A 5,722-nucleotide genomic window follows, 5' to 3' on the forward strand; every position below is an offset into this window, starting at 1 on the left:
AGGGGCGCGCCCAGGCCATCGAGCGCGAGGGTCTCGCCAACCGGGCCGCGCGTATCGCCGCGGCCGAGGCCATCGCGGCCGAGGGTGAGGCCGAGGCCCGCGCCATCCAGGCGAAGGGTGTCGCCGAGGCAAACGCCGTCGAGGCGCGCGCCGCGGCCCTGGAGACCCAGTCCCAGGCCGTGCTCGCCCAGGAGCTCATCCACCTGCTGCCCTCGATCGCCGCCGAGTACGCGCGCGCGATCGGCTCGATCGACAACATGACCGTGGTCTCCGCGGACGGCGCCTCGAAGGTCGCCGGCGACGCGATGGGCAACATCAAGGGACTCCTCGAGATGGCCAAGGACACGGTCGGCATCGACCTCGTCGGCATGCTCAACGGCGTGGCCACCGGCTCCGCCACGGGCGCGGCCGCGGGCCGGGCGGCCCGGAGCGAGCCCGCCGAGTTCGTGGTGCCCGCCGCCGAGGTCGCGCCCGACCCGGTGGTCGTGGACCGCGCGCCCCGCGGCGAGGCCGCCGAGGCCGTGACGCCCACCAGCGGGCCGGATCACGCCGAGTAACCCGAGGAACGCACCCCGTGGGGCCCGATCGCTTGGCAGCGGCCGGGCCCCACGCGCGTGTGCGGGCGGCGGCGTCGGGGGGACCCCCGTCATACTCAGGTATGGTTTTGCTCCCTCATGCGGGTGATCTCTGCCCGAAAAATGAAGTCCTCAGGCTCTGGGTCGTTACGGTGGAATCATGCAGACAGTTGACACCCGAGGCCTGACCGCCGAAGAAGCCGCCGAGCGGCTCCGCAACGGCCTCGGGAACGCGGCTCCCGCCGACACCAGTCGTTCCCTGTGGTCGATCCTCGCCGCGAACGTCTTCACGCTCTTCAACGGGATCGTGATGACGGGCTTCGGGCTGTTGCTCGTCCTGGGGCGGTGGCAGGACGCGCTCTTTGGCTTCCCCGCGTTGTTCAACACCCTCATCGGGGTGGTGCAGGAGTTCAAGGCGAAGCGCACCCTGGACCGGCTTGCGGTGCTCAACGCGCCGAGCGCGCGCGTGCTTCGCGACGGCGTCGAGGTCGAGGTGCCGCTCGAAGAGGTCGTGCTGGACGACGTGCTCGTGCTCCGCACGGGCGACCAGGTGACGGCCGACGCCCGGGTGCTCGATGCCCGCGGCCTCGAAATCGACGAGTCCCTGCTCACGGGGGAGTCCGACGCGATCCGCAAGCGCCCCGACGACGAGGTGCTCTCGGGCTCCGGAGTGGTCGCGGGGTCCGCGCACGCGCTCGTGATCCGCGTTGGGGCCGAGTCCTATGCCGCACAGCTCACCGCGGAGGCGCGCTCCTTCTCGCTCGTGTCCTCCGAGCTGCGCGAGTCGCAGAACCGGCTCCTGAAGTGGATCACCTGGCTGCTGGCCCCCGTCATGGCGATCCTCATCCACGGCCAGATGATGTCGGTCGGCGGCTGGGGCTTCGCCCTGCGCACGGGAGCGTGGCAGGAGGCGGCGGTGGGCACCGTCGCCGCCGTGATCGCGATGATTCCGCTCGGCCTCGTGCTCATGACGAGCATCGCCTTCGCCGCGGGCGGCGTGAAGCTCGCGCAGAAGCAGGTTCTCATTCAGGAGCTGCCCGCCGTTGAGGGCCTCGCCCGCGTGGACGTGCTCTGCCTGGACAAGACCGGCACGCTCACGACGGGGGAGATCGTCTTCGACGAGAGCCACCCCGTTGCCGCCGCGCCGGAGCCGGGCTGGGAGCGCGTCCTCGCCTGGATCGGCGCCGATGTGGAGGCCAACGCGACCGCGCGCTGCCTCGCGGAGGGCTTCGCCGCGGGGACGCCGCTCACCCCGACGGGCACCGTGCCCTTCACCTCGGCCCGAAAGTGGAGCGCGGTCAGCTTCGGCGCGGAGCTCCCCGGCACCTGGGTGTTCGGCGCCCCCGAGATGGTGCTCGCCCCGGACGCCGAGGCCGCCGAGCGGAACGCCGCCGTGCTCGCCCGGGCCGGGGAATTCGCCGCCGCCGGGCGACGCACCCTGGTGCTCGCGCACAGCCCCGCCGCCGAGGCCCCCGAGGACGAGCGCGGGGCCCACCTGCCCGCGGGGCTCGCCCCCGTGGCCCTGCTCACCTTCCGCGAGCGGGTGCGCCCCGACGCGGCCCAGACGCTCGGCTACTTCGCCGAGCAGGGCGTCGGGGTCCGGGTGATCTCCGGCGACGATCCCCGCACGGTCGCCGCCGTGGCCCGCGAGGTCGGCCTCGACGTTGTCGAGGGCTACGACGCGCGCAACCTCCCCGAGGACATCGAGGAGCTGGCGGATGTGCTCGACGAGCACCGCGTGTTCGGGCGGGTCACCCCGAAGCAGAAGAAGGACATGGTCATCGCCCTGAAGCGGCACGGCCACACCGTCGCCATGACGGGCGACGGCGTGAACGACGCCCTCGCGATCAAGGAGGCCGACATCGGCATCGCGATGGACACCGCGGCGCAGGCCACGAAGGCGGTCTCCCGGCTGGTGCTCCTGGACGGGCGCTTCGACCGGATGCCGGGCGTCGTCGCGGAGGGCCGCAAGGCCATCGCGAACATCGAGCGGGTCTCGATGCTGTTCCTGTCAAAGACCACCTACGCGGTCGCGCTGTCGCTCGTGTTCGGCATCATGCTCTGGGGCTTCCCCTTCCTGCCGCGTCAGCTGTCCATCACGGACGGGCTCACGATCGGCATCCCCGCCTTCTTCCTCGCGCTCATGCCGAACGCGACCCGGTACCGGGCGGGCTTCCTGAAACGCTCCCTCGCGTTCGCGATCCCGGCCGGGCTCATCGTCACGGCGGGGCTTGTCGCCCAGCAGCTCATCAGTTCTTCCCTCGGCGACTTCACGCCGGAGGAACTGCACTCGGCCTCGACCCTGACCCTCGCGGGCATCGCGCTCTGGGTGCTCGCCGTGCTCGCGCGCCCGGCGAACCTGCTCCGCATTCTCGTCGTGCTCGCGATGTACGCGGGCCTGGCCCTGGTCTGGGCGATCCCGCTGTCCCGGCAGTTCTTCGAGATCACCTGGCTCCCGGACGAGCTGATCGCCCCGACGATCGCCATCGTCGCCGTCGGCATCGTCCTCGTGGAGATCCTGCGCGCCTGGCACCTGCGCTTCATCGCGCACCAGGACGAGGCCGTCCCCGCCTAAGCGCCGCGCCCGCGGCCCCGACCGGTACGGGCCGGGCCCGCGGGCGCGGCTCAGCCGAGGCGGCTCAGCCGAGGCGGCTCAGCCGAGGCGGCTCAGCCGAGGCGGCTCAGCCGAGGCGGCTCGGGCTGGCGGGTCTCGCCTCGCCGTCAGCGGCTGCGGGCGATGAGCGTGTCGATGAGCTCGCCCGCGAGGCCGACGAGCTTCGCGATCTCGTTCTCGTCGCGGTCCACCCAGCGGTACAGCGGCTCGTCCGAGACGGGCACGAAGTTCTCGTGCTGCTCCCACACCACGAGGGTGCGCTCGGCGCCGAGGACGTGCTGCTGCCACCACACCTGGCGGAGGTAGTTGCGGGGGATCGTGCGCCAGGGCTTGTTCGTGGTCTTGATCTCGCTGAGCTCGATCGTCCCGTTCTGGCGCTCGCCGATCCCGTCCGGGGTCGCGAGGTGGCGCAGATCCTGCTCGGCGTGGAACAGCCCCTGGCTGGACTCGATGCCGAAGTTCTCGCGGACCCACTCGGCGATCAGCGGCTCGCGGGCCTTGCCGTGCTCGGTGAAGGCGTTGCCGCTGAAGCCGGTGCCGTGCAGCTTTGCCCAGGCGGCGGTGTCGATGGACTTCGGGGTGGACAGCTTCGCGACATCGGTCGCGGTGATACCGCGAGAACGCGCCCGCAACCACTCAATGCGGTTCGTGCCGTCCGTGACGAGCCGGGTCCGGTAGCGATACTCCGCGAGGCGCTCGGCGGGGGTCTGCTCCGGCGCGGGAGCCATCCCCGGCGCGGGAACCGTCCCCGGCGCGGGAGCGGACGCGCTGGGCGCGGGCTCGTGCGGGGGAAGCAGTGCCGGGGAACTCATCCTGTCCATTGTGGCACCCCGCGCGGGGGAGCGGGGCACGCGGCCCGGCCTGTCCCGGAACCGCGGCCCGCGCCGAAAGAAACAGTGAGCTCAAAGCTGAATCAAAGGTCCGCGGGGGATCATAGAGGAATGCTGACGAATTCCCCCCAAAAAGCCAGCGGCGAAAAAGTTCGCGCTCTCGTCGTCGACGACGAAGCCTCCCTGTCCGAATTGCTCGCGATGGCCCTCCGCTATGAGGGCTGGGAGGTCCGCACCGCGGCCACCGGGCAGGAGGCCCTGACCCAGGCCCGCGCCTTCGACCCGGATGTCATCGTGCTCGATCTGATGCTGCCCGACATCGACGGGCTCACGGTGCTCTCCCGGCTCCGCAGCGAGGGCAGCGTCGTGCCCGTGCTGTTCCTCACCGCGAAGGACTCCCTCGAGGACCGGATCACGGGCCTCACCGCGGGCGGCGACGACTACGTCACGAAGCCCTTCAGCCTGGAGGAGGTCGTGGCCCGGCTGCGCGGGCTCGTCCGGCGTTCCCTCGTCACGCTCGCCCAGAGCCCCGATCCGGTGCTGCGCGTGGGCGACCTCAGCCTGAACGAGGAGAGCTACGAGGTGTATCGCGGCGGCGAGCTCATCGAGCTGACCGGCACCGAGTTCGAGCTGCTCCGCTTCCTGATGCGCAACCCCCGCCGGGTCGTGTCCAAGGCGCAGATCCTGGACCGGGTCTGGAGCTACGACTTCACCGGCAAGCCGAGCGTCGTCGAGCTGTATATCTCCTATCTGCGCAAGAAGATCGACGCGGGCCGCGAGCCCATGATCCACACGGTGCGCGGCGCCGGATACCTGCTGCGACCCCCGGCGGCCCCCTCCGACGATGCCTGAGTCCGCGGCGGCTCCGCACGGGGCCGCCCCGCACTCGCCGGGGGCCTCGGCGGGCTCCGCCCTGGCCGCGCTCGCGACCCCCGGGGGCCGGGCGCGCGGGCCGATGACGCTGCGCACCCGCATCGTCGCGCTCGCCCTGCTCATGGTGGTGCTCATCAGCGCCGTCATCGGCGTCGTGAGCGTGGCCACCCTGAACCGCTCCCTCTCCGAGCGGCTGGACCAGCAGCTCGACAGCGCCTTCGCCCGCGGCGCGGACGTGGTCACCCAGAGCGGCCCGACCGCGAACTTCTGGCCCGAGGTTGAGGTCGGCGGGCGCGACTCGAACGCGATCCTGAACGGCCCCGCCCAGGCCCCGGGCACCCTGGCCGTCGTCGTGGCCTCAGGCACGCTCACGGGCGGCTACCTCGGCGAGGACGGCGCGGTGCTCCCGGTCGAACAGGGGCACCTGGACGCCCTCGCGGCGCTGCCCGCGGACGGCCTGCCGCACTCCCTCGGCCTCGGCGCGGCGCTCGGGGAGTACCGGGTGCAGGGCGCGGTCATCAACGGCTCCGTCGTGATCGTCGGCCTGCCCCTCGGCGATGTCCAGAGCACCGTTTCCGGGCTCGCCTGGCGGGTGGCGGGGGTCGCCCTCGTCGGCGTGATCGTGCTTGCCACGATCGGCACGGTGCTCATCCGGCGCGAACTTCGGCCCCTGGAGCGGGTCGCGGCGCTCGCGGACGGCATCGCCGCCCGCGACCTGGACCGCGGCGATGTCTCCGGCCTGGAGCGGCTCGACGTGGCCGGCGTGGACGCGGGCAGCGAAGTCGGGCGCGTGCTCAGCGCCGTGAACGGCATGGTCGGCAACGTGGAGA

Annotated in this window: 5 protein-coding genes; 4 read left to right on the forward strand and 1 reads right to left on the reverse strand. The window is 72.1% G+C overall.

Annotated features, from left to right (window positions below):
- Window positions 1–557 (forward strand): flotillin domain-containing protein (locus tag OOT08_RS11165; protein ID WP_325092710.1); only part of this gene is annotated, 557 nt, incomplete at its 5' end.
- Between the two features lie 178 nt (window positions 558–735).
- Window positions 736–3,150: an HAD-IC family P-type ATPase gene (locus OOT08_RS11170; RefSeq protein WP_325092711.1), complete on the forward strand. Its 2,415-nt coding sequence runs from the start codon at window positions 736–738 to the stop codon at window positions 3,148–3,150.
- A 146-nt stretch (window positions 3,151–3,296) separates the two neighbouring features.
- Here the strand turns inward: OOT08_RS11170 and OOT08_RS11175 are convergent, their stop codons facing one another.
- On the reverse strand, window positions 3,297–3,917 hold the full coding sequence (locus OOT08_RS11175; protein WP_325092915.1) for a YqaJ viral recombinase family protein: 621 nt from the start codon (window positions 3,915–3,917) through the stop codon (window positions 3,297–3,299).
- A gap of 213 nt (window positions 3,918–4,130) precedes the next feature.
- On the opposite strand from OOT08_RS11175, the gene OOT08_RS11180 reads away from it, so the two are divergent.
- Window positions 4,131–4,871 carry a response regulator transcription factor gene (locus tag OOT08_RS11180; protein WP_325092712.1) on the forward strand — a complete coding sequence of 247 codons (741 nt, stop codon included), beginning with the start codon at window positions 4,131–4,133 and terminating at the stop codon, window positions 4,869–4,871.
- On the forward strand, window positions 4,864–5,722 hold an 859-nt coding region (locus tag OOT08_RS11185), incomplete at its 3' end, for a HAMP domain-containing protein (protein ID WP_442916221.1). The genes OOT08_RS11180 and OOT08_RS11185, both read left to right, overlap by 8 nt.

It is taken from the genome of Leucobacter sp. M11 (genome assembly GCF_035726885.1).
GTDB lineage: Bacteria > Actinomycetota > Actinomycetes > Actinomycetales > Microbacteriaceae > JAPFRB01.

Coding starts and splice junctions, on each gene's coding strand:
- OOT08_RS11170 (WP_325092711.1), top strand. CDS start 736: ATGCAGACAGTTGACACCCGAGGCCTGACCGCCGAAGAAGCCGCCGAG.
- OOT08_RS11175 (WP_325092915.1), bottom strand. CDS start 3,917: ATGGCTCCCGCGCCGGAGCAGACCCCCGCCGAGCGCCTCGCGGAGTAT.
- OOT08_RS11180 (WP_325092712.1), top strand. CDS start 4,131: ATGCTGACGAATTCCCCCCAAAAAGCCAGCGGCGAAAAAGTTCGCGCT.